The organism is Cupriavidus sp. MEYA8 (genome assembly GCF_059278825.1).
Map to the genome: position 1 here is coordinate 1211637 of NZ_CM181221.1, position 20477 is coordinate 1232113.

At 68.2% G+C, this 20477-nt stretch carries 19 protein-coding genes and 2 pseudogenes; 10 read left to right on the plus strand and 11 right to left on the minus strand.

Features of this window, described 5'->3' with window-relative positions; translation table 11 throughout:
- The first annotated feature begins 9 nt into the window (after positions 1-9).
- Positions 10-894, plus strand: coding sequence for a pirin family protein (locus AC5WJ1_RS05625; RefSeq protein WP_494476400.1), 885 nt, complete (start codon positions 10-12; stop codon positions 892-894).
- Positions 895-927: 33 nt separating this feature from the next.
- On the opposite strand, the pseudogene AC5WJ1_RS05630 reads toward AC5WJ1_RS05625, so the two are convergent.
- Both AC5WJ1_RS05630 and AC5WJ1_RS05635 read right to left on the minus strand, forming a co-directional pair.
- Positions 928-1344, minus strand: a pseudogene (locus AC5WJ1_RS05630) (SDR family NAD(P)-dependent oxidoreductase); the annotation flags it as partial.
- A pseudogene (locus tag AC5WJ1_RS05635) lies at positions 1339-1494 on the minus strand (MaoC/PaaZ C-terminal domain-containing protein); the annotation flags it as partial. The pseudogenes AC5WJ1_RS05630 and AC5WJ1_RS05635, both read right to left, overlap by 6 nt.
- 191 nt (positions 1495-1685) lie before the next feature.
- Here AC5WJ1_RS05635 and AC5WJ1_RS05640 point away from each other — a divergent pair.
- Positions 1686-1871: a hypothetical protein gene (locus AC5WJ1_RS05640; protein WP_494476401.1), complete on the plus strand. Its 186-nt coding sequence runs from the start codon at positions 1686-1688 to the stop codon at positions 1869-1871.
- A gap of 18 nt (positions 1872-1889) precedes the next feature.
- Here the strand turns inward: AC5WJ1_RS05640 and AC5WJ1_RS05645 are convergent, their stop codons facing one another.
- Genes AC5WJ1_RS05645 through wrbA form a run of 3 tightly spaced genes read right to left on the minus strand, consistent with a single transcriptional unit; the run spans position 1890 to position 4347 of the window.
- Positions 1890-3308, minus strand: coding sequence for an FAD-binding oxidoreductase (locus tag AC5WJ1_RS05645; protein ID WP_494476402.1), 1419 nt, complete (start codon positions 3306-3308; stop codon positions 1890-1892).
- A 32-nt stretch (positions 3309-3340) separates the two neighbouring features.
- A complete protein-coding gene (locus AC5WJ1_RS05650) occupies positions 3341-3748 on the minus strand; it encodes a DUF2069 domain-containing protein (protein ID WP_135704974.1) in 408 nt (135 codons plus the stop codon).
- A complete protein-coding gene (gene wrbA, locus AC5WJ1_RS05655; RefSeq protein ID WP_195429581.1) occupies positions 3745-4347 on the minus strand; it encodes an NAD(P)H:quinone oxidoreductase in 603 nt (200 codons plus the stop codon). The genes AC5WJ1_RS05650 and wrbA overlap by 4 nt, the downstream gene beginning before the upstream one ends.
- A gap of 187 nt (positions 4348-4534) precedes the next feature.
- Here wrbA and AC5WJ1_RS05660 point away from each other — a divergent pair, with 187 nt between their 5' ends.
- Positions 4535-5875 carry a YihY family inner membrane protein gene (locus AC5WJ1_RS05660; RefSeq protein ID WP_135704976.1) on the plus strand — a complete coding sequence of 447 codons (1341 nt, stop codon included), beginning with the start codon at positions 4535-4537 and terminating at the stop codon, positions 5873-5875.
- A gap of 19 nt (positions 5876-5894) precedes the next feature.
- On the opposite strand, the gene AC5WJ1_RS05665 is transcribed toward AC5WJ1_RS05660, so the two are convergent.
- The 3 genes from AC5WJ1_RS05665 to AC5WJ1_RS05675 form a co-directional block, all read right to left on the minus strand.
- Positions 5895-6212 carry an Mpo1-like protein gene (locus tag AC5WJ1_RS05665; protein ID WP_133097468.1) on the minus strand — a complete coding sequence of 106 codons (318 nt, stop codon included), beginning with the start codon at positions 6210-6212 and terminating at the stop codon, positions 5895-5897.
- Positions 6213-6316: 104 nt separating this feature from the next.
- Positions 6317-7141: an alpha/beta fold hydrolase gene (locus tag AC5WJ1_RS05670; RefSeq protein WP_494476403.1), complete on the minus strand. Its 825-nt coding sequence runs from the start codon at positions 7139-7141 to the stop codon at positions 6317-6319.
- Positions 7141-8448: an O-acetylhomoserine aminocarboxypropyltransferase gene (locus AC5WJ1_RS05675; protein ID WP_133097466.1), complete on the minus strand. Its 1308-nt coding sequence runs from the start codon at positions 8446-8448 to the stop codon at positions 7141-7143. Before AC5WJ1_RS05675 ends, AC5WJ1_RS05670 begins: the two co-directional genes overlap by 1 nt.
- A 236-nt stretch (positions 8449-8684) precedes the next feature.
- Here AC5WJ1_RS05675 and AC5WJ1_RS05680 point away from each other — a divergent pair, with 236 nt between their 5' ends.
- From AC5WJ1_RS05680 to AC5WJ1_RS05700, 5 genes are all read left to right on the plus strand, one after another.
- Positions 8685-9128, plus strand: coding sequence for a CBS domain-containing protein (locus tag AC5WJ1_RS05680; protein WP_133097465.1), 444 nt, complete (start codon positions 8685-8687; stop codon positions 9126-9128).
- Positions 9129-9312: 184 nt separating this feature from the next.
- Positions 9313-11211 (plus strand): MFS transporter, encoded by a 1899-nt coding sequence (locus tag AC5WJ1_RS05685; RefSeq protein ID WP_195429575.1) that lies wholly within the window; start codon positions 9313-9315, stop codon positions 11209-11211.
- Between the two features lie 33 nt (positions 11212-11244).
- A complete protein-coding gene (locus tag AC5WJ1_RS05690; protein ID WP_135704979.1) occupies positions 11245-11967 on the plus strand; it encodes a glutathione S-transferase C-terminal domain-containing protein in 723 nt (240 codons plus the stop codon).
- A gap of 74 nt (positions 11968-12041) precedes the next feature.
- Entirely contained in the window at positions 12042-13151 is a 1110-nt protein-coding gene (aroC, locus tag AC5WJ1_RS05695) for a chorismate synthase (RefSeq protein WP_195429573.1), read from the plus strand.
- Positions 13152-13161: 10 nt separating this feature from the next.
- A complete protein-coding gene (locus tag AC5WJ1_RS05700) occupies positions 13162-14445 on the plus strand; it encodes an MFS transporter (RefSeq protein ID WP_195429562.1) in 1284 nt (427 codons plus the stop codon).
- Here AC5WJ1_RS05700 and AC5WJ1_RS05705 read toward each other — a convergent pair.
- Positions 14367-15473, minus strand: a complete 1107-nt coding sequence (locus AC5WJ1_RS05705; RefSeq protein WP_195429560.1) for an NAD(P)/FAD-dependent oxidoreductase — start codon at positions 15471-15473, stop codon at positions 14367-14369. The two genes, AC5WJ1_RS05700 and AC5WJ1_RS05705, sit on opposite strands and share 79 nt — an antisense overlap.
- 55 nt (positions 15474-15528) lie before the next feature.
- Positions 15529-16239, minus strand: coding sequence for a FadR/GntR family transcriptional regulator (locus AC5WJ1_RS05710; protein WP_195429558.1), 711 nt, complete (start codon positions 16237-16239; stop codon positions 15529-15531).
- Between the two features lie 244 nt (positions 16240-16483).
- Here AC5WJ1_RS05710 and AC5WJ1_RS05715 point away from each other — a divergent pair, with 244 nt between their 5' ends.
- On the plus strand, positions 16484-17395 hold the full coding sequence (locus AC5WJ1_RS05715) for a flagellar brake protein (protein WP_135704984.1): 912 nt from the start codon (positions 16484-16486) through the stop codon (positions 17393-17395).
- 82 nt (positions 17396-17477) lie between these two features.
- Here the strand turns inward: AC5WJ1_RS05715 and AC5WJ1_RS05720 are convergent, their stop codons facing one another.
- On the minus strand, positions 17478-19166 hold the full coding sequence (locus tag AC5WJ1_RS05720; protein ID WP_133097457.1) for an electron transfer flavoprotein-ubiquinone oxidoreductase: 1689 nt from the start codon (positions 19164-19166) through the stop codon (positions 17478-17480).
- Positions 19167-19468: 302 nt separating this feature from the next.
- On the opposite strand from AC5WJ1_RS05720, the gene AC5WJ1_RS05725 reads away from it, so the two are divergent.
- Positions 19469-20254: an SDR family oxidoreductase gene (locus tag AC5WJ1_RS05725; RefSeq protein WP_133097456.1), complete on the plus strand. Its 786-nt coding sequence runs from the start codon at positions 19469-19471 to the stop codon at positions 20252-20254.
- Positions 20255-20477 lie beyond the last annotated feature (223 nt).

A 20477-nucleotide genomic window follows, 5' to 3' on the forward strand; every position in this document is an offset into this window, starting at 1 on the left:
GAGATCGACATGAAGCGCATCCTGGGTGTCTACAGCGCACCGCGTTCGCACTGGGTCGGAGACGGCTTTCCGGTGCGTTCGATGTTCTCTTACCAGAGCCATGGCAGGCAGCTCAGCCCGTTCCTGCTGCTGGACTACGCCGGCCCGGCGGACTTTACGCCGACGCAGGCGCCACGCGGCGTGGGCCAGCATCCGCACCGGGGCTTCGAGACGGTGACGATCGTCTACAAGGGCGAAGTCGCGCACCGCGATTCGACCGGGCAGGGCGGCGTGATCGGGCCCGGCGATGTGCAGTGGATGACCGCGGGAGCGGGCATCCTGCATGAGGAGTTCCATTCGCCGGACTTCAGCCGCAGCGGCGGCGCGCTGGAAATGGTGCAACTGTGGGTCAACCTGCCCGCCCGCGACAAGATGACCGCGCCCGGCTACCAGGCCATCGTCGACAGCGATATTCCCGAGGTGGCGCTGCCCGATGGCGCGGGCAGCGTGCGCGTGATCGCGGGCGAGTACGGCGGCAAGGCCGGCCCGGCCCGCACTTTCACGCCGATGCACGTGTGGGACATGCGCCTGCAGCAGGGCGGCGCGGCCAGGCTGCCGCTGCCCGACGGCTGGCATACCGCGCTGGTGGTGCTGCGCGGCCGCGTCACCGTCAATGCCGAAGCCACGGTCCGTGATGCCGAGATGGTGGTGCTGGACGGAGCCGGTGACGGTGTCACACTGGAGGCGGGCAGCGACGCGGTGGTGCTGCTGCTCAGCGGCGAGCCGATCGACGAACCCATCGTCGGCCACGGTCCGTTCGTGATGAATACCGAGGCAGAAATCGCGCAGGCCTTCCAGGACTTCAGCAGCGGACGCTTCGGCAACATGGCGGCGTCCGGCAGCCCGCGCGGGTAAGATGAGAAAAAGGGCCCCGCGGGGCCCTTGCAGGCGGTACACCTCGCGGCCGGCATCCTTGTCGGCAGCCGCCAGCGCCTTGATATGCGGGTAGGCGGCGCGCAGGATGCGGAACGGGGCGGTCATGTGGCAATCCAGGATGGCGTACCACTGCTCGTCGCTCATCTTCTGCACCACGTCGTCCCAGGTGAAGCCGGCGTTGTTGACGATGATGTCGATGCTCTTGAAATTGCTCATCGCCGTGTTGATGAAGCGGTCGGCAAAATCCGGCGCGGTCACGTTGCCCACGCACGCCGCCACCGCTTCCACGCCCATCGCCTTCAGCTCCTCCACCGTCTGCTGTGCCGGTTCGGCGTCGAGGTCGTTGATGACCAGGCGCGCGCCTTCGCGTGCCAGGCGCCTGGCGACCCACTGCGTCAGCAGGCGGCCGAGGTGGGCCATCGACAGCATGCCGTGCGCAAACACGTCGGGCATGCCGGCCTTGCGCGCGTAGTCGATGTCGATGTGGATGGCGTTGTGGTCGTTCGACGCGCCGGCGAACAGTGCCAGCGTGGTGCGGTTGACCGGTTCCAGCGTCAGCGGTGGCAGCGTGTCGCCCAACCTTGACCTGGTCGAAGCTCAGTTTGCTCATGTGGGTCTCCGTTCAGCCGTTGCGTTGCACCAGCACGCTGCGCAGGTCGGCTACGTGCTCGCCGTCCTGGTGTGGCCCCACAGGTTGCGGCCGGCGGCGTCCAGCACATGCGGATCGGCAGCATGTCGGCATCAACTGGCCGTACAAGGGCGCGGAACTAGTGTCGGCGTATTCGGACCCGGCGCGCGGGCGCTACAGCCTGCAGATCGAAATCAACCGCGCGCTGTACCTGGACGAGGCGCGCTTCGTGCCGCATGACGGGTTTGCCCGGCTGCGCGGCCATCTCGACCAGCTGCTCGAGCGCGTTGCGGACCATATCCGCGCGGAGCTGGCGCGCGGCGCGTAAGTGAGCGCGTGAGCGTGCTCAGAGTACCTTGCCCGGGTTCATCAGCCCCAGCGGGTCGAGCGCGCCCTTGATCGCGCGCATCAGCGCCAGCTCGACCTCGCTCTTGTAGTGCTGCAGTTCTTCGCGCTTGAGCTGGCCCACGCCATGCTCGGCGGAGATCGAGCCGCAGTGCGAGCGCACGCTGTCGTGCACGATGCGGTTGACCTGGTCCTGGTTGGCCAGGAAGGCGTCATGGTCGACGCCTTCCGGCGGCGATACGTTGTAGTGCAGGTTGCCATCGCCAAGGTGGCCGAAGGTCACCATGCGCGCGCCGGGGAAGGCGTTCTGCAGCAGCGCGTCGGTGGTCTCGATGAAGTCCGCCACGCGCGAGACCGGCACGGCGATATCGTGCTTGATGTTCTTGCCGTCCTCGACCTGCGCCAGCGGGATATGCTCGCGCAGGTTCCAGAAATCGCGCGACTGCTGCACCGACTCGGCCACCACGGCGTCAAGCACCACGCCGGCGTCGAAGGCGGCGTTCATCAGCGTTTCGAAGATGCCGCGCGCGTGGGCTTCGCCCTCGCTGTCGGACAGCTCCATCAGCACCAGCTGCGGGTGGATGTCGGCGAACGGGTAGCGCAGCTGGGGGTAGTGCTGCGTCACCAGCGCCATGCAGCGCGCCGACATCAGCTCGAAGCCGGTCAGCATTGCACCCGCATGCGACTGCGCGATCGCCAGCAGCGCCAGCGCGGCGCGCGGGCTCTGCACCGCGGCCAGCGCGGTGACCGAGGCGCGCGGCAGCGGGAACAGCTTCATCACGGCGGCGGTGATGATGCCGAGCGTGCCTTCGGCGCCGATATACAGGTCGCGCAGGTCATAGCCGGTGTTGTCCTTGCGCAGGCCGCGCAGGCCATGCCAGGTGTCGCCCGTCGGCGTCACCACCTCCAGCCCCAGGCACAGCTCGCGCGTATTGCCATAGCGCAGCACTGCGGTGCCGCCGGCATTGGTTGACAGGTTGCCGCCAATGGTGCAGCTGCCCTCGGCCGCCAGGCTCAGCGGAAACAGCCGGCCGTGCTCGCGCGCCACGCCCTGCAGGTGCTGCAGCACCACGCCGGCTTCGACGGTGATGGTGTTGTTGAGCGGATCGACCTGGCGGATGCGGTTGAGCCGTTGCAGCGACAGCACCACCGCATCGCGCCCGGCCGCCGGCGTGGCGCCGCCGCACAGGCCGGTATTGCCGCCCTGCGGCACCACCGCGACCTTGTGCGCATGGCAGGCATGGACCGCGGCCGCGACTTCCTCGGTGGTGCCGGGGCGCAGCACGGCCAGCGCCTCGCCGCTGTAGCGCTTGCGCCAGTCGGTCAGGTAGGGGGCCTTGTCGGCGGCCTGGGTCAGCACGTGCTGCGGGCCCAGCGCGGCGCGACACAGGGCGAGTAAGGAATCTTGGGACGAGGTCATGGGCGGGAAATCGATTCGTGGGGAGCGCCGGCTCAGCGCTTTTGCGGCGCTGCCTTGGCGGCCGCTCGGGCGCGGCGCTTGTACGGCCGCAGGTACAGGATGGTGCTGGTGAAGAACACCAGCGTCAGTGCCACCTCCACCCAGGCCAGCGTCGCGGAGAAGCCGCGGTCGCTGGTGGCGCGCACGATGCCCTCGGTGAAGAACAGCAGGATCAGCATCGACGACCACTGCATGGTGTAGCGGTTGCGCGTCAGCACGCCGCGCAGCGGCAGTAGCAGCGGCAAGAACTTGATGATCAGCCACGAGCCGCCCGGACGCAGCGGCGCCAGGAACCATTCCCAGGCGATGCACAGCACCATCAGCGCCACCAGGCTGCCCGCGCTGATCCGATGCAGCCAGGGGCTGTGCAGCGCGCTGTCGCTGTCGGCGGGCGCGTTCATGCCTGCGCTCCGGACAGGCGCAGCGCGGCTTGCGCCAGGCGTCGGCCCATGGCCATCGCCAGCGCCGATTCGTCCTCGGTGATGGGGCCGCGATTGTCGACATAGGCATGGTGGCTCGGGCCGTACGGCGTGCCGCCCGAGGCGGTCGTCATCAGGCCCTTCTCGGAATAGGGCAGGCCCATGATCAGCATGCCGTGGTGCAGCAGCGGCAGCATCATCGACAGCAGGGTGGTCTCCTGGCCGCCGTGCAGGCTGCCGGTGGCGGTGAACACGCAGGCGGGCTTGCCGGTCAGCGCGCCCGACAGCCACTGGGCCACGGTGCCGTCCAGGAAGTATTTGACCGGCGCGGCCATGTTGCCAAAGCGCGTGGGGCTGCCCAGCGCGAGGCCCGCGCACTCTTCCAGGTCGCGCAGCTCGGCATAGGGTGGGCCGTCGGCGGGGATGTCGGGGGCGGTGGCCTCGCACACGGTCGAGACCGGCGGCACCGTGCGCAGGCGCGCCTGGGCGCCGGGGACGCTGTCGATGCCGTGGGCGATCAGTTCGGCGAGTTTGCGGGTGCTGCCGTGGCGGCTGTAATACAGGACGAGGATGTCGGTCATGGAGCGGGATGGCCGGCGCTGCCGGAAGGAGGCGGCGGGTGCCGCAGGCAATGCGCGTATTATAGATGTGCCCCCGCGCGCGCTCCCCCGCGAAGCGCCGCTTCCGCATCCCGGCAGATGCCCGTCCGCCCGCCGGCGCTGCCAACGTTCAAATCGATCCATCCATCCACGAGGAGATTGCTGCCGCATGCTTGGTACCCGCGTTGCCCGTCTGCGCAGGGAATGGAACCTGCAGAAGGTCCGCGCACTGGCGCGCTATGTCGTGCGCCGCGCCGGCGAAGACCGGCTGCCGCAGGTGTCCGCGAGCCTGACCTTTACCACCGTGCTGGCCGTGGTGCCGGTGCTGACGGTGGCGTTCGCGCTGCTAGCCGCGTTCCCGGTATTCCGCGACTTCCGCAATGCCATCGAGGCGTTCCTGTTCCAGAACCTGATTCCCGGCAACGTCAGCGAATCGATCTCGCGCTACATCGGCCAGTTCGCCAAGAGCGCACGCGGGTTGACGGCGCTGGGCCTGGGCGGGCTGATGGTGACGTCGGTGCTCACCATGCTGACGGTGGAGGACGCGCTCAACGCGATCTGGCGCGTCAAGCAGCGCCGCCCGCTGGCGCAGCGGGTGCTGGTGTTCTGGGCGGTGCTGACCTTCGGGCCGGTACTGATCGGCGCGAGCCTGTCGATCAGTTCTTACCTGATCTCGATCTCGGCGGGCTACGTCGGCACCATGCCGGTGGGGATCGGCCTGCTGGTCAGCGCGACGCCGGTGGTGCTGTCGGCGCTGGCCTTTGCCTTCCTGTACACCGCGGTGCCCAATGCCTATGTGGAGTGGCGCGATGCCATCGTCGCCGGCGTAGTGGCGGCGATCGCGTTCGAGTTCGCCAAGCGCGGCTTCGGCTATTTCGTCACGCATATCCCGGCCTATACGGCGGTCTACGGCACCTTCGCGGCGCTGCCGATCTTCCTGCTGTGGATCTACCTGAGCTGGCTGGTGACGCTGCTGGGCGCCACCATCGCTGCCAACATGCCGGTGATCCGGCAAGGCTACTGGCGCCGCCGCACCTTTGCCGGCAGCGAGTTCTTCGATGCACTGGGCGTGCTGCTGCTGCTCTACCGCGCCCGCGACGAGGTGCCGCGCAGCGTGGGCGAACTGGACCTGGGGCGCAAGCTGCGCGTTGAAGCGGATTACCTGGCGGGGCTGCTCGGCAAGCTCAAGGCCATGCACCTGGTCGGGCGGCTGCAGCAGGAGGGCGGGCAGGCGCACTGGGCCTTGCTGTGCGATCCGTCGCAGGTGACGCTGCGCATGCTGCACGACCGGCTGGTGCTGAACCTGCCGCGGTTGCCGCGCACCGCGCTGGCGCAGCAGCTGCGTGGCGCCGAGTCGCTGCGGTCGCTGCTGGACAATCCGCAGCTGGACCAGACGCTGGAGGCGGTTTTCCGCCAGCAGCCGGCCGACTTGCCGCCTGCGGCGGAAGATGGGGCGCCGCAACGGCGCACGCTGGAGGTGGTGCCGCCGGGCTGGCACGGGCAAGTGTGAGCCCTGGGCGGCGGCCGCGTCAGAAAGGAATCTTGCCACGCCAGATTTCGGCGTACATGACCCAGTCGCCCATCAGGCTGTAGAGCGGATGGCGGAAGGTTGCGGGCCGGTTTTTCTCGAAGCCGAAATGACCGGCCCAGGCGAAGGCGTAGCCGGCGACCACGGCGCCCAGCAGCCACCACGCATTGCCGGTCACTACCAGCGCCACGAGGCACAGCAGCGCCACGGTCGAGCCGACAAAATGCAGGCGCCGGCAGGTACGGTCCTGGTGCTCGCTCAGGTAGTAGGGGTAGAAGGCCGCGAAGTTCTCGAACTCGCGCCTGTGGGCGTGGGCCATGGCTGTCTCCGGCAGGTCTTATGTTGTGCAGTGTAGACCTTCCACGCCCCCATGCCCCTGAAGGGAGGATGGCCGCCGGCATGGCCGGCCATCCGGCGCAGCTGTCAGCCCGCCGCGACCACCTTGCGCGCAAAGGCCGCCAGCGCGTCCAGCACTTCGTCCGGGCGCTCGCCCATCAGCGCATGGCCGCACGGCACCGATACCAGGCTGGCCTTCGCCATCTTGCCGGCCAGCGCCTGCGCCGCCTTGGGCGAGGTCATCATGTCCTTGCTGCCGGTGATGAACAGCGCCGGGCAGGCTACCGCGGCGGCGGCTTCCTCGCCGTGCGCATAGGCATTGCACGCGGAGAAGTCGTTGTGGAACACATGCGCCTGCGGGTTGTTGCGCGATACGCGCTCCATCAGCCGCTGGCTGCCGCCGTGCATCCAGGCGCCGGGACCCGGCGATGAGGGCTTGTTGGCCAGGCTCGAATGCGACCACGCGTTGACCATGGCGATGGCCTCGCTCTCACGGTTCAGCGAGGCATCGAGCAGCGCATCGGAAACCTTCATCGGATAGGCCGTGGCGAGCAAGGCGATGCCGCGCACCGCCTGCGGATGCCGCGCCGCGCATTCGAGCGCGATCAGCGAACCCATGCTGTGGCCGAACACGAAGGCCGGCGCCTTGACGCCGGCGGCGGCCACCAGCGCCATCACCCAGTCGGCCATGGCCTCGATGGTGGCCAGCGGCGTGCCCTGGCTGCGGTTGTGGCCGGGCAGGTCCACCGCCAGCACCGAGAAGCCGTGGTTGGCGAACCAGCGCGTCTGCAGCGCCCACACGCTGTGGTCGTTCTGCGCGCCGTGGACAAACACCGCGCAGGGCAGGGCGGGATCGAAGGGTTTGCCGCCGGTATAGGCGTAGGCCGGCTGGCCTGCAACGTTCAGTTCCATCAGGCCTGCCCTCCCTTGCTCATGGTCTTCTCGGCGGCCTTCAGGCCGCGCTTGAGGTCGTCGATCAGGTCGTCCGGGTCTTCCAGGCCGATCGACAGGCGGATCGTGCCCTCGGCGATGCCGGCCGACTGCAGCGCCGCCGCGTCCATGCGGAAGTGCGTGGTCGACGCCGGGTGGATCACCAGCGAGCGCGCATCGCCCACGTTGGCCAGGTGCGAGAACAGCGACAGGCTTTCGATAAAGCGCTGGCCCGCCAGGCGGTTGCCCTTCAGGTTGAAGCTGAACACCGCGCCGCAGCCGCGCGGCAGCAGGCGCTTGGCCAGTTCGTAGTCGGGGTGCGATTCCAGCTCGGGGTAGGACACCGACTCCACCATCGGGTTCGAGGCCAGGAACTGCACCACCTTACGGGTGTTGTCGACATGGCGGCTCATGCGCAGCGGCAGCGTCTCCACGCCCTGCAGCAGCTGCCACGCGGCCATCGGGTTCATGCAGGCGCCGAAGTCGCGCAGGCCTTCGCGGCGCGCGCGCAGCAGGAAGGGCGCCACCGTGCTTTCCTCGGTGAACACCATGTTGTGGAAGCCTTCATAGGGCTCGGACAGCTCGGGGAAGCGGCCCGATTTTTCGAAGTCGAAGGTGCCGCCCTCGACCAGCACGCCGCCGATGGTGGTGCCATGGCCGCCCAGGAACTTGGTCGCCGAGTGGTAGAGCAGGCCCGCGCCGAGATCGAACGGGCGCAACAGGTAGGGCGTGGTGAAGGTCGAATCGACCAGCAGCGGGATGCCGTGGTCCTGGCCGAGCTGCGCCAGCGTGGTGATGTCGAGCACGTCCAAGCCCGGGTTGCCCAGCGTCTCGCCGAACAGCAGCTTGGTATTGGGGCGGATCGCGGCGCGCCAGGCGTCGATGTCGCGCGCCTTGACGAAGGTGGTCTCGATGCCGAAGCGGCGCAGCGTGTAGTGCAGCAGGTTGTGCGAGCCGCCGTACAGCGCCGACGACGCCACCACGTGCGAGCCGGCCCCCATCAGCGTGGCCACGGCCAGGTGCAGCGCGGCCTGGCCGGAGGCGGTGGCGATCGCGCCGGCGCCGTTCTCCAGCGCCGCGATGCGCTCTTCGAGCACGGCCACGGTCGGGTTGGAGATGCGCGAATAGACGTGGCCCGCCCGCTCCATGTTGAACAGCGACGCCGCGTGCTCGCTGTCGCGGAACACGAACGAGGTGGTCAGGTGGATGGGGGTGGCGCGCGCCCCGGTGGCGGGGTCTGGCGCGGCGCCGGCGTGCAGCGCCAGCGTATCGAAGCGGGTTCCGGACATGGTCGGTCGGGTGTAGTTATCTCCGGCCAGCATCGTAGCATCGTGCGCACGCCCACGCTGGCAGATCACCCGCAAACCGGCCTCCTGCTTTACTTTGCCGGCTGGTTTGGGCTAGGATCGGACGCACGGGCATCTCTGCCCGCACATCCCGGACAGATAACGAAGTGACCGGCATCGCCCCCGCGATGTGGCCGGCGCAAATCAGCACAGCTCAGTACAAGGCAGCGGAGACCAACATGAAAGTCAGCGACATCCTGCAGATCAAGGGCAATACGCTCTACACCGTGACGCCTGACACCTCCTTGCTGCTCGCAGTCAACACCATGGCCGAGCGCGACATCGGCTCCCTGGTGGTGATGGAATACGGCGACCTGGTCGGCATGCTGACCTTCCGCGAAATCATCGAGACTCTGGCCCGCAACGGCGGCACCCTTGGCACCAGCAGCATCCGCAAGGTGATGGACGATGCGCCGCTGACCTGCACCATGGAAACCGATGTGAACGAAGTCCGCCGGATGATGCTTGAGCGTCACACCCGCTACCTGCCGGTGCTCGACAACCGCACGCTGATGGGCGTGATTTCCTTCTATGACGTCGCCAAGGCGGTGGTCGAGGACCAGAGCTTCGAGAACAAGATGCTCAAGGCCTATATCCGCGACTGGCCTGAAGAGCGGGCCTGAACGCCCGGCTGCGCCCGCCCTGCCGGCGGCGGGGCAGCCTGTCCCGTAGTCCCCTTCGGAAAATTGTTGCGACTGGCGCCGCGCGGCCGCGTGGCGGTGGCATGATGGCGGCCGGTTTCCGGCTCCGGCAAACTTGCCGGCGTATCCATTTCCGCGGCGGCCCCAGCAGGCCGACCGGTCATCCATGAGCCAACACAGCCAGTTCCGACTGCTCGGCGCGCGCCGCTTCGCCCCGTTCTTCTGGACCCAGTTCCTGGGGGCGATGAACGACAACGTCTTCAAGGTCGCCTTCACGTCGCTGGTGACCTATCACACGGCGCTGTTCGAGGGCGTGGACGCGCGCAGTGCCGCCTTCCTGATCTCGGCCATCTTTATCGCGCCGTTCCTGCTGTTCTCCGCCACCAGCGGGCAGGTCGCCGACAAGATCGAGAAGTCGCGCCTGATCCGGCTGGTCAAGTCGCTGGAAATCGCCATCATGGTGCTGGGGCTGGCCGGCTTTGCCTGGCATAGCGCGCCGCTGCTCTACGCCGGCACGTTCCTGATGGGGCTGCATTCGACGCTGTTCGGGCCGGTCAAGTTTGCCTACCTGCCGCAGCACCTGGATGAAAGCGAGCTGGTCGGCGGCAATGGGCTGGTCGAGATGGGCACCTTCGTCGCGATCCTGATCGGCACGCTGGTCGGCGGCGAGCTGGCGGGGTTGCAGCAGGGCGGCACGGTGGTGGGGCCGCTGTATGTCGGCGCCGTGTGCGTGGCGATCGCCGTGGCCGGGCGCGTGGTGTCGGGCCGGATCCCGGTGTCGCCGGCGCCCCAGCCTGAACTGCGCGTCAACTGGAACCCGTTTTCCGAGACCTGGCGCAACCTGGTGCTGGCGCACGGCAATCGCACGGTATTCCAGAGCCTGCTCGGGATCTCGTGGCTGTGGTTCCTCGGCGCGACCTTCCTGACCTCCTTCTTCAGCTATGCCAAGGATGTGCTGGGCGGCGACCAGAACGTGGTCACGCTGCTGCTGGCGGTGTTCTCGCTGGGCATCGGCACCGGTTCGCTGCTGTGCGAGCGGCTGTCCGGGCGCCATGTCGAGGTCGGGCTGGTGCCGTTCGGCTCGATCGGCATGACGGTGTTTGCCGTCGACCTGTACTTTGCCAGCCAGGGGCAGCCGCCGGCCGCGCTGACCGGCATCGGCGGCTTCCTGGCCGAGGCGCGCCACTGGCGCGTGCTGGCCGACCTGTTCCTGCTGGCGATGTTCGGCGGCTTCTACAGCGTGCCGCTGTACGCGCTGATCCAGAGCCGCAGCGCGCCCACGCACCGCGCGCGCATCATTGCCGCCAATAACATCCTGAACAGCTTCTTCATGATCGCGGCCTCGCTGCTGGGCGTGGCGATGGCGAACGCCGGCTACAGCATCCCGCAGCTGTACCTGGTGGTAGGGCTGCTCAACGCGGTGGTGGCGGTCTACATCTATTCGCTGGTGCCGGAATTCCTGCTGCGCTTTATCGCCTGGATCCTGGTGCATACGCTGTACCGGCTGCGCCGCGTGAACGCCGAGCGCATTCCCGCCGATGGGCCCGCAGTGCTGGTCTGCAACCATGTCAGCTTCGCCGATGCGGTGGTGCTGATGGCATGCAGCCCGCGTCCCGTGCGCTTCGTGATGGACTACCGCATCTTCAGCGTGCCGCTGCTGTCGTGGTTCTTCCGCCAGGCCCGCGCGATCCCGATCGCGCCCGCGCACGAACACCCGGACATGCTCAGGCGCGCGTATGACAGCGTGGCGCAGGCGCTGGAGGAGGGCGACCTGGTCTGCATCTTCCCGGAGGGCAAGATCACCGCCAACGGCGAGATCAATCCGTTCCGCCAGGGCGTGCAGCAGATCATCCGCCGCACGCCGGTGCCGGTGGTGCCGATGGCGCTGCGCGGGCTGTGGGGCAGCTTTTTCTCGCGCAAGGATGCGCCGGCGATGTCGCGGCCGTTCCGCCGCGGCATCCTGAACCGGCTGGAACTGGTGGTGGGCGAGCCGGTGCCGCCGGAAGCGGCCACGCCCGAGGGGCTGCAGCAGATGGTGCAGGCCCTGCGCGGCGACTGGCGCTGAACGCAGGTTCTCCCACGCGGACCCGGACCCACGATGATCACGCTCTATACCTTCGGCCCGGCCTTCGGGCTGCCTGACGCCAGCCCGTTTGTCACCAAGGCCGAAATGCTGCTCAAGCTTGCCGGCCTGCCATACCACGCCCGCCCCGGCAGCCTGCGGCGCGCGCCCAAGGGCAAGCTGCCGTATCTCGATGACATGGGCCGGATCGTGGCGGATTCAACCTTGATCCGCTGGCATATCGAGAAGACTTACCACATCGATTTCGACGCCGGCCTGAGCCCCGCCGAGCGCGGCATCGCCTGGGCCGCCGAGAAGCTGATGGAAGACCACCTGTACTGGGCGGTGGCACGGGTGCGCTGGCTCGACCAGGCCAATTTCGAGCGCGGCCCGGCGCAGTTCTTCCGCGGCGTGCCGGCACCGGTGCGCGGGCTGGCCGAGCGGCTGGTGCGCTACAAGGTCAGGAAGACGCTGTGGGGGCAGGGGCTGGGCCGGCACAGCGAGGAAGAACTGGTGGCGCTCGCCAGCAAGGGCGTGACCTCGATCGCCGATATCCTGGGCGACAAGCGCTACCTGATGGGCGACAAGCCATGCGGCGCCGACGCCACGCTGTTCGCCTTTGCCGGCAGCCTGCTGTGCCCCACGTTCGACACGCCGATCCGCACCGCGGCGGAAGGGCATGCCAACCTGGTCGCCTACATGGACCGGATGCGGGCGGAGTTCTACCCGGACTTTGCACCGGAAACCGCGGCGGCCTGAGCCCGCCGGGCCGCCAGCGGGCGGGCAATGGCCTTACAATGGAGGCCGTCCCCAATTCCTGTGCGGTTTCCATCATGTCCGGCAACACCCTTGGCCTGCTCTTCACTGTTACCACCTTCGGCGAATCGCACGGCCCCGCCATCGGCGCGGTGGTGGATGGCTGCCCGCCGGGCATGGCGCTGAGCGAGGCCGATATCCAGGGCGACCTGGACCGCCGCAAGCCCGGCACCTCGCGCCACGTCACCCAGCGCAAGGAACCCGACCAGGTCGAGATCCTGTCCGGCGTGTTCGAGGGCAAGACCACCGGCACGCCGATCTGCCTGCTGATCCGCAACACCGACCAGCGCAGCAAGGACTATGGCAATATCGTCGAAACCTTCCGCCCGGGCCACGCCGACTACACCTACTGGCAGAAGTACGGCATCCGCGACTATCGCGGCGGCGGCCGGTCGTCGGCGCGCCTGACCGCGCCGGTGGTGGCCGCGGCGGCGGTGGCCAAGAAGTGGCTGCGCGAGAAGTACGGCACCGAGATCCGGGGCTACATGTCACAGCTGGGCGAGATCGCGGTGCCGTTCGCCAACTGGTCGCATGTGCCCGAGAACCCGTTCTTCGCGCCCAACGCCGACATCATCCCTGAGCTGGAAACCTATATGGACGCGCTGCGCCGCGACGGCGATTCGGTCGGCGCGCGCATCGAGGTGGTGGCCAGCAACGTGCCGGTCGGGCTGGGCGAGCCGCTGTTCGACCGCCTCGACGCCGACATCGCGCATGCGATGATGGGCATCAACGCGGTCAAGGGCGTTGAGATCGGCGCCGGCTTCGACAGCGTGTCGCAGCGCGGCAGCGTGCATGGCGACGAGCTGACCGCCGAGGGCTTCCGCACCAACAATGCCGGCGGCGTGCTGGGCGGCATTTCCACCGGGCAGGACGTCACCGTGTCGCTGGCGATCAAGCCGACGTCCTCGATCCGCACGCCGCGCGAGTCGATCGACAAGGCCGGCAACGCCGCCACGGTCGAGACCTTCGGGCGCCACGACCCGTGCGTCGGCATCCGCGCCACGCCGATCGCCGAGGCCATGCTGGCGCTGGTGCTGATGGACCACGCCCTGCGCCACCGCGCGCAGTGCGGCGACGTCAGGACCGACACGCCGCATATTCCGGCGCAGGCCGGCCAGACGCGCTGATCGCGCTGAGTTGGCCACCTTCCGTGGGGCTGGCGGCGCGACGGGCGCCGCTCGCCCGGACTATGCCCGCTTCGGGCTCTTCTACCTCGGCTACTACGGCTACGTCGGCGTCATCTCGCCGTATGTGAGCCTGTATTTCGCCGATCGCGGCTTCAACCCGGTGCAGATCGGCGTGCTGATGGCCAGCTTCCAGGTCAGCCGCATCGTCGGGCCCTACCTGTGGGGCTGGCTGTCCGACGTGATGCACACGCGCGTGCGCATCCTGCGCGTGAGCGCGTTCACCTCGCTGCTGGCGTTCCTGATGCTGCCCGGCGTGGGCAGCTACGGCGGCATGATGGCGATGATGCTGACGCTGAGCCTGCTCACCAGCGCGATGTCGCCGCTGGGCGATGCCCTCACCATCTCCACGCTGCGCCGCCATGGCGCCTTCGATCATAGCTACGGCCGCATCCGCATGTTCGGCTCGGTCGGCTTTATCGGCGCGGTGCTGGCCGGCGGGGCGCTGTTCGAGGCGGTTGGCATGCGTGCGTTCCCGTGGGTGGCCAGCGGCCTGCTGGCGATCCTGGCGGGCGTGGTGCTGACCATGCGCGATGCCGCCGACGAAGGGCCGCGCATGCCCGCGCCGCGCGCGCTGCCGCTGCTGCGCCGGCCTGACGTGGCGTGGTTCCTGGCGTCGGCCTTCCTGATGATGTTCGCGCATGCCGCGCTATACGTGTTCTATTCGCTGTGGCTGGAGAAGCTTGGCTACAGCAAGTTCGCCATCGGCGTGATGTGGACCATCGGCGTGGTCGCGGAGATCGTCTTCTTCTACTACCAGGGCCTGTTGTTCGCGCGCTTCGCGCTGCGCACCATCCTGGCTGGCACCTTTGTGCTGGCGGCGGTCCGCTTCGGCCTGACCGGCTACTTCGCGCAGTTTGCCTGGCTGATGGCGCTGGTGCAGGTGTTGCACGCGGCCACCTTCGCCGCGCACCACAGCGCCAGCCTGAAGCGGCTGCAGGCATGGTTCGCCGGCCCGTTGCAGGGGCGCGGGCAGGCGCTGTACACGGGCATTTCCTACGGCGTCGGCGGCACGCTCGGCGGGCTGGTGATGGGCTGGACCTGGAATGCGCTGGCGCCCCAACACACCTTCGGGCTGGCCGCCGTGGCCGCGGCGGCCGGCGCCTTCTGCGCGGCGATGAGCTTCCGCGCGGAGGGTGCGGCAGGCGGCGATGCGGCTCAGGCCAGCGCGGCGCAGACGCGCTCGGCGATCGCCAGCGACGAGGTCAGCCCCGGCGACTCGATGCCGAACAGGTGAACCAGCCCCGGCACGCCGTGCACGGCGGGGCCGTCGATGCGGAAGTCCGCCGCCAGCTCGTGCGGGCCGCTGATCTTGGGGCGGATGCCGGCATAGCCCGGCTGCAGCGCGCCGTCGGCCAGTCCCGGCCAGTAGCGGCGCACCTCGTCATAGAAACTGTCGGCATCGGCCGGGTCTACGCTGTACTCGATATCGTCGATCCAGCGCACGTTGGGGCCGAAGCGCGCCTGGCCGCCGAGATCCAGCGTCAGGTGCACGCCCAGGCCGGCGGCCTCGGGCACCGGATAGATCAGCCGTGAGAACGGCGCGCGTCCGGCCAGCGTGAAATAGCAGCCCTTGGCGTAGTACTGCGGCGGGATATGGGCTTCGGGCATGCCGTCGAGGCGGCGCGCCAGTTCCGGCGCGGTCAGGCCGGCCGAGTTCACCACCGTGCGCGCCAGCAGCGTGGTGGCGCCCCCATCTTCGCTGCCCACTTCCAGCCGAATCCCGTCCGCCGTGATCGCGCCGGCCAGCACCGGCGACTGCACCGCCAGCACCGCACCGGCGTTCTCGGCATCGCCCAGCAGCGCGGTCATCAGGCCGTGACTGTCGACGATGCCGGTGGAGGGCGACAGCAGCGCGGCATGGCATTGCAGCTGCGGCTCCAGCGCCTGCGCTTCGTCGCGCGAGAGCAGCCGCAGGTCGTCGACGCCGTTGGCCGCCGCCTTGGTGCGGATGCCGTCGAGCGTCGCCACCTGCGCCGCGCTGGTGGCGACGATCAGCTTGCCGCAGCGCTGGTGCGCCACGTGGTGCGTGGCGCAGTAGTCGTACAGCATGGCCTTGCCGCGCACGCACAGGTCTGCCTTCAGCGAACCGGCGGGATAGTAGATGCCGGCGTGGATGACTTCGCTGTTGCGCGCGCTGGTGATGGTGCCGAAGGCGTTTTCCGCTTCCAGGATGATCACCTCGCGGCCCTGCAGCGCGAGGGCGCGCGCGGCTGCCAGTCCTACGACACCGGCGCCGATGACGACGCAGTCCACCTTTTCCATGCTCGTTTCCTTGTTGCTGTGGTTTGTTGCAGTGCTGGTTGCCGTGTGGCGGGATTCAGCCCGCCAGGCCCAGCCGCGCGGCCGCCGCGGACAGGTGCCGTTGCGCGGCCTCGCGCGCCGCCGGGGCATTGCCGGCGGCGATCGCGTCGGCCAGCGCCGCGTGCTCGGTGTCGGCGGCGCGCGGGGCGCCGGTGGCGGCGCCGAGCCGCGCGGTGTTCTCCCACGCGCGCTGGCGTGCCGCCAGCATCTGCTGGCTGACGAAATCGGTCAGGCCGGTGAAGCAGGGGTTGTGTGCGGCCTCGGCGATGGCGTGGTGGAAAGCCATGTCGGCGGCGGCCGCGCTGGCCATGTCGCCATGGCCGTCGGCCTGCGCCTGCATGGCTGCGAGCGCGGCACGGATCGCGTCGACATCGGCCGTGGTGCGGCGCTCGGCCGCCATCTCGGCGCAGGCGGTCTCGACCACGCGGCGCAACTCGAACAGCTGCGCCAGCGTGGGCCCGCCGTCCGGCGCGCTCGCCACGCGCCAGGCCTGGCCGCCCGGGGTTTCCGAAACAAAGGCGCCAGAGCCCTTGCGCGTGACCAGCACGCCGTCGGCCTTGAGCTGGGCGATGGCTTCGCGCACGATCGGCCGGCTTACGCCGAAGGTGTCGGCCAGAGTGGCTTCGGCGGGCAGGCGTCCGCCCGCGGCGTAGCGGCCGGCGAGGATGTCGTCGTGCAAGGACTGGGCGATACGGCTGGCCAGCGAGGGCGGGCGGTGCAGGGTCATGGGCAGATATGTCAGGCTGTAAGACAGCTTTTGTGCAATTGTGGTACCGAAGTTGTCGCGAGTCAAGCTTTCCGCAATGGGCGGTGCTACACATGGCGGCCTAGACCCACCGGTATTTGCTTAACTTCTGCGGCCCGCGGCCGATAGAATCCGGATACAGGTGGCGGATGCTGCCCGGCACCTCCGCCGTGGGTTTGCCATGCTCCGCGCGCGGCGACAAACGCGGGGCCCTTTGCAAACAGCCATGATCCAGCTCACTCCCAACGATCTTCCGGTCGGACACCCGCTGCCCTGGTCGCTGCTCGACGGCGACGGCAACCTGGTGCTCGGCAGCGGCAGCGTCATTCCCGATGCGCGCGACCTCGCCCTGGTGTTCCGGCACGGCGTGCTCTGCCGCGCGGGTAATGGCAGCGAAAGCGACGACAGCGGCGATACTGATGCCGACACCGGCATGCGCACCGCGCCAGGGCCGGTTGGCCTGCAGGTCGGCACGCTGCTCCACATCAAGCATGAAGGCGAGTCCGCACGCGCCGCCGCCAGCCGCCTGATCGGCTTTATCGAGCAGGGGCTGTTCGTGACCTGGCCGCAACTGGGCGGGCGCGACCTGGCGCTGCAGGCGGGCGACACCGTGCTGCTGCGCGGCTTCTCCGGACAGGCGATCCACAGCTTTACCTCGACCATCACCGCGGTCTGCCGCAGCCCGTTCCGCTACCTGGTGCTGTCGGCGCCGACCAACTTGCACGCGACCCCGGTCCGCAAGGCGGCGCGCGTGCCGACGCGGCTGGCGGCATACCTGACCGAGCCTCCGGAAGACGACGACGGCGTTCATGGCGTGGCCGTCGCGGTGCGGGCGGGCACGGCGCGGCTGGCGCTGCTGTCCGACCTCAGCACCGGCGGTGCGCTGGTGCAGACCACCGCGCCGTCGCCCGCGCCGGGCAGCCGCGTGCGGCTGCGCTTCCAGCTCCGGGCCGCGTCGTTCGACAGCGAAGTCATCGTCGACGGCTGGGTCAGGGTGGCACCAGGCGCGGCCGGACAGGACGACGGCGATTTCCCTGCCTTCGGCGTGGCTTTCGACCTGCTGGCGGAGCGCGAGATGACGCTGCTGCAGTGCTACATCTACGAGCAGCTGCTATCCACGACGCGCCTGCCACTGTAGCCTGCGCGCAGCCCGCCAATAAAAAAACGGCACCGGGAAACCGGTGCCGTTCCATGCGCCGGGCGCTTGCGCGCCGGGGGCCTTACATGCCGACGTAATTCGGACCGCCGCCGCCTTCCGGCGTGACCCACACGATATTCTGCGTGGGGTCCTTGATGTCGCAGGTCTTGCAGTGCACGCAGTTCTGCGCGTTGATCTGCAGCCGTTCCTTGCCCGAGGTCTCGTCCTGCACGAACTCGTACACACCCGCCGGGCAGTAGCGCGACTCGGGGCCGGCGAATTTGTCCCAGTTGATGCTGACCGGCACGCTGGCGTCCTTCAGCGTCAGGTGCGCCGGCTGGTTTTCCTCGTGGTTGGTGTTGCTGATGAACACCGAGCTGAGGCGGTCGAAGGTCAGCTTGCCGTCCGGCTTCGGGTAGGCGATCTTCTCGCACTCGGCCGCCGGCTTCAGGTACACATGGTCCGGCTTGACGCGGTGGATGGTCCAGGGCGGGTTGCGGATGCCCAGCTTGGGCAGCAGCCATTGCTCGATGCCGGTCATCAGCGTGGCGGTGGTGCGGCCCTTCTTGAACCACTGCTTGAAGTTCTTGGCCTGCAGCAGTTCCTTGTACAGCCAGCTCTGCTCGAACGCGGCGGGGTAGGCGGTCAGCTCGTCGTGCTGGCGGCCGCCCTGCAGCGCGTCATAGGCGGCCTCGGCGGCCAGCATGCCGGTCTTGATCGCGGCATGGCTGCCCTTGATGCGCGAGGCGTTCAGGTAACCGGCATCGCAGCCGACCAGCGCGCCGCCCGGGAACACGGTCTTGGGCAGCGACAGCAGGCCGCCGGCGGTGATGGCGCGCGCGCCGTACGACAGGCGCTTGCCGCCTTCGAAGTACTGGCGGATTTCCGGGTGCGTCTTGAAGCGCTGGAATTCCTCGAACGGCGACAGCCACGGGTTGGTGTAGTCCAGGCCGACCACAAAGCCGACCGCGACCTTGTTGTCTTCCATGTGGTACAGGAACGAGCCGCCGTAGGTGGCCGGGTCCAGCGGCCAGCCGGCCGTGTGCACCACCAGGCCGGGCTTGTGCTTGGCCGGGTCGATCTCCCACAGCTCCTTCAGGCCGATGCCGTAGCTCTGCGGATCCTTGCCGGCGTCCAGGCCGAACTTGGCGATCAGCTGCTTGCCCAGGTGGCCGCGCGAGCCTTCGGCGAAGATGGTGTACTTGGCATGCAGCTCCATGCCGAGCTGGAAGTTGTCGGTGGGCTCGCCTTCCTTGTTGATGCCCATGTTGCCGGTAGCCACGCCCTTGACCGAGCCGTCTTCGTTGTACAGCACCTCGGCGGCCGGGAAGCCCGGGAAGATCTCGACGCCCAGCGCCTCGGCCTGCTGGCCCAGCCAGCGCACGAAGTTCGACAGGCTGATGATGTAGTTGCCGTGGTTGTGGAAGCACTCCGGCAGCAGCGCCGGCGGCGTGCCCTTGGAGCCCGACTCGTTCAGGAACAGGAACTTGTCTTCACTGACCGGCTGGTTCAGCGGCGCGCCCAGCTCCTGCCAGTTCGGGATCAGCTCGTTGAGGGCGCGCGGATCCATGATGGCGCCCGACAGGATATGCGCGCCGGGCTCGGAACCCTTTTCCAGCACGCATACGTTGACGTCGCTGCCTTTCTCCTGCGCGAGTTGCTTCAGGCGGATGGCCGTGGCCAGGCCGGCGGGGCCGCCGCCGACCACGACCACGTCGTATTCCATGGCTTCACGCGGGCCGAACTGCTCCAGGAGCTGTTGCTGATCCATTGTCTCTAACCCTCTATTTCTTTGCTGCTAGCTATGCAATTGTGGGAAGTGCGGTGATCGTTCTGCTCGAACTTGAGCCGGCGGGGCACCGGAAGGGATTTTGACGGCTGTTTGCGGCCGATAGCCGGCCGGATCGCTCGTTTTCCCTCTTTCCCTTTGCAGGCCAAGTTCTTAGAATCTCCGGCATTGTCCGGGACTCGCCACCCACAGGCAAGGATTTTTTTGGAACGGTCGTTCTTTTTTCTGGTATGCCGCCTTCCGCACCCGAAGAGGCTGGAGGGGCGCCCGCACAAGAGGTCATCATGGGTTTGTCGATCAATCTGGAAGGCAAGGTAGCGCTGGTGACCGGCGCATCGAGCGGGCTCGGCTCGCGTTTTGCCACGGTGCTGGCCGCCGCCGGGGCCAAGGTCGTGCTGGCCTCGCGCCGCACCGAGCGCCTCAAGGAACTGCGTGCGGCGATCGAGGCCGAGGGCGGCAGCGCGCACGTGGTGCGACTCGACGTCACCGATCCAGACAGCATCCGCGCCGCCGTGGCGCATGCGGAAACCGAAGCCGGCTCGATCGACATCCTGGTCAACAATTCGGGCGTGTCGACCACGCAGAAGCTGACCGACGTCACGCCCGACGATTTTGATTTCGTCTTCGACACCAATACGCGCGGCGCCTTCTTCGTCGCGCAGGAAGTCGCCAAGCGCATGATCGCGCGGGCCAAGGGCGCCGAAAAGAACGGCACCCCGCTGCCGCAGGCGCGCATCGTCAATGTCGCATCGGTGGCGGGCCTGAAGGTGCTGTCGCAGATCGGCATCTATTGCATGAGCAAGGCGTCGGTGGTGCACATGACCAAGGCCATGGCGCTGGAATGGGCGCGCCACGGCATCAATACCAACGCGATCTGTCCCGGCTATATCGATACCGAGATCAACCACCACCACTGGGACTCGGACGCCGGCCAGAAACTGATCCAGATGCTGCCGCGCAAGCGCCTGGGCAAGCCCGACGACCTCGACGGCCTGCTGTTGCTGCTGGCTTCCGACCAGTCGCAATTCATCAATGGCGCGGTGATCACCGCTGACGACGGCATGGTCTGAGCCCGGCCGCCGGCGCCGCGCCGCCCGCTTGCCGCCCGCGCGCCACAAGCGTGCGGCGGAGCACCACCATTGGCCCCCCCAGGGCTTTATCCGGTCCCCTTGGGGCGGGCTTTCGAGCGCGGCTTCCAGTTTCCAATCAAAGAAAGTTGATGCGCGGTGTGCCAGTCTTGGCATAATCCGCCATGTCTTTAGACTAAGTCTTTACATACAAGCAAAAAATGCC

Excerpts from the sequence above, each read along its gene's own strand:
- AC5WJ1_RS05715 (WP_135704984.1), top strand. The coding sequence starts at position 16,484 with ATGATCCAGCTCACTCCCAACGATCTTCCGGTCGGACACCCGCTGCCC.
- AC5WJ1_RS05665 (WP_133097468.1), bottom strand. The coding sequence starts at position 6,212 with ATGGCCCACGCCCACAGGCGCGAGTTCGAGAACTTCGCGGCCTTCTAC.
- AC5WJ1_RS05685 (WP_195429575.1), top strand. The coding sequence starts at position 9,313 with ATGAGCCAACACAGCCAGTTCCGACTGCTCGGCGCGCGCCGCTTCGCC.
- AC5WJ1_RS05725 (WP_133097456.1), top strand. The coding sequence starts at position 19,469 with ATGGGTTTGTCGATCAATCTGGAAGGCAAGGTAGCGCTGGTGACCGGC.
- AC5WJ1_RS05625 (WP_494476400.1), top strand. The coding sequence starts at position 10 with ATGAAGCGCATCCTGGGTGTCTACAGCGCACCGCGTTCGCACTGGGTC.
- wrbA (WP_195429581.1), bottom strand. The coding sequence starts at position 4,347 with ATGACCGACATCCTCGTCCTGTATTACAGCCGCCACGGCAGCACCCGC.
- AC5WJ1_RS05690 (WP_135704979.1), top strand. The coding sequence starts at position 11,245 with ATGATCACGCTCTATACCTTCGGCCCGGCCTTCGGGCTGCCTGACGCC.
- AC5WJ1_RS05645 (WP_494476402.1), bottom strand. The coding sequence starts at position 3,308 with ATGACCTCGTCCCAAGATTCCTTACTCGCCCTGTGTCGCGCCGCGCTG.
- AC5WJ1_RS05660 (WP_135704976.1), top strand. The coding sequence starts at position 4,535 with ATGCTTGGTACCCGCGTTGCCCGTCTGCGCAGGGAATGGAACCTGCAG.
- AC5WJ1_RS05650 (WP_135704974.1), bottom strand. The coding sequence starts at position 3,748 with ATGAACGCGCCCGCCGACAGCGACAGCGCGCTGCACAGCCCCTGGCTG.
- AC5WJ1_RS05680 (WP_133097465.1), top strand. The coding sequence starts at position 8,685 with ATGAAAGTCAGCGACATCCTGCAGATCAAGGGCAATACGCTCTACACC.
- AC5WJ1_RS05670 (WP_494476403.1), bottom strand. The coding sequence starts at position 7,141 with ATGGAACTGAACGTTGCAGGCCAGCCGGCCTACGCCTATACCGGCGGC.
- AC5WJ1_RS05710 (WP_195429558.1), bottom strand. The coding sequence starts at position 16,239 with ATGACCCTGCACCGCCCGCCCTCGCTGGCCAGCCGTATCGCCCAGTCC.
- AC5WJ1_RS05675 (WP_133097466.1), bottom strand. The coding sequence starts at position 8,448 with ATGTCCGGAACCCGCTTCGATACGCTGGCGCTGCACGCCGGCGCCGCG.
- aroC (WP_195429573.1), top strand. The coding sequence starts at position 12,042 with ATGTCCGGCAACACCCTTGGCCTGCTCTTCACTGTTACCACCTTCGGC.
- AC5WJ1_RS05705 (WP_195429560.1), bottom strand. The coding sequence starts at position 15,473 with ATGGAAAAGGTGGACTGCGTCGTCATCGGCGCCGGTGTCGTAGGACTG.
- AC5WJ1_RS05720 (WP_133097457.1), bottom strand. The coding sequence starts at position 19,166 with ATGGATCAGCAACAGCTCCTGGAGCAGTTCGGCCCGCGTGAAGCCATG.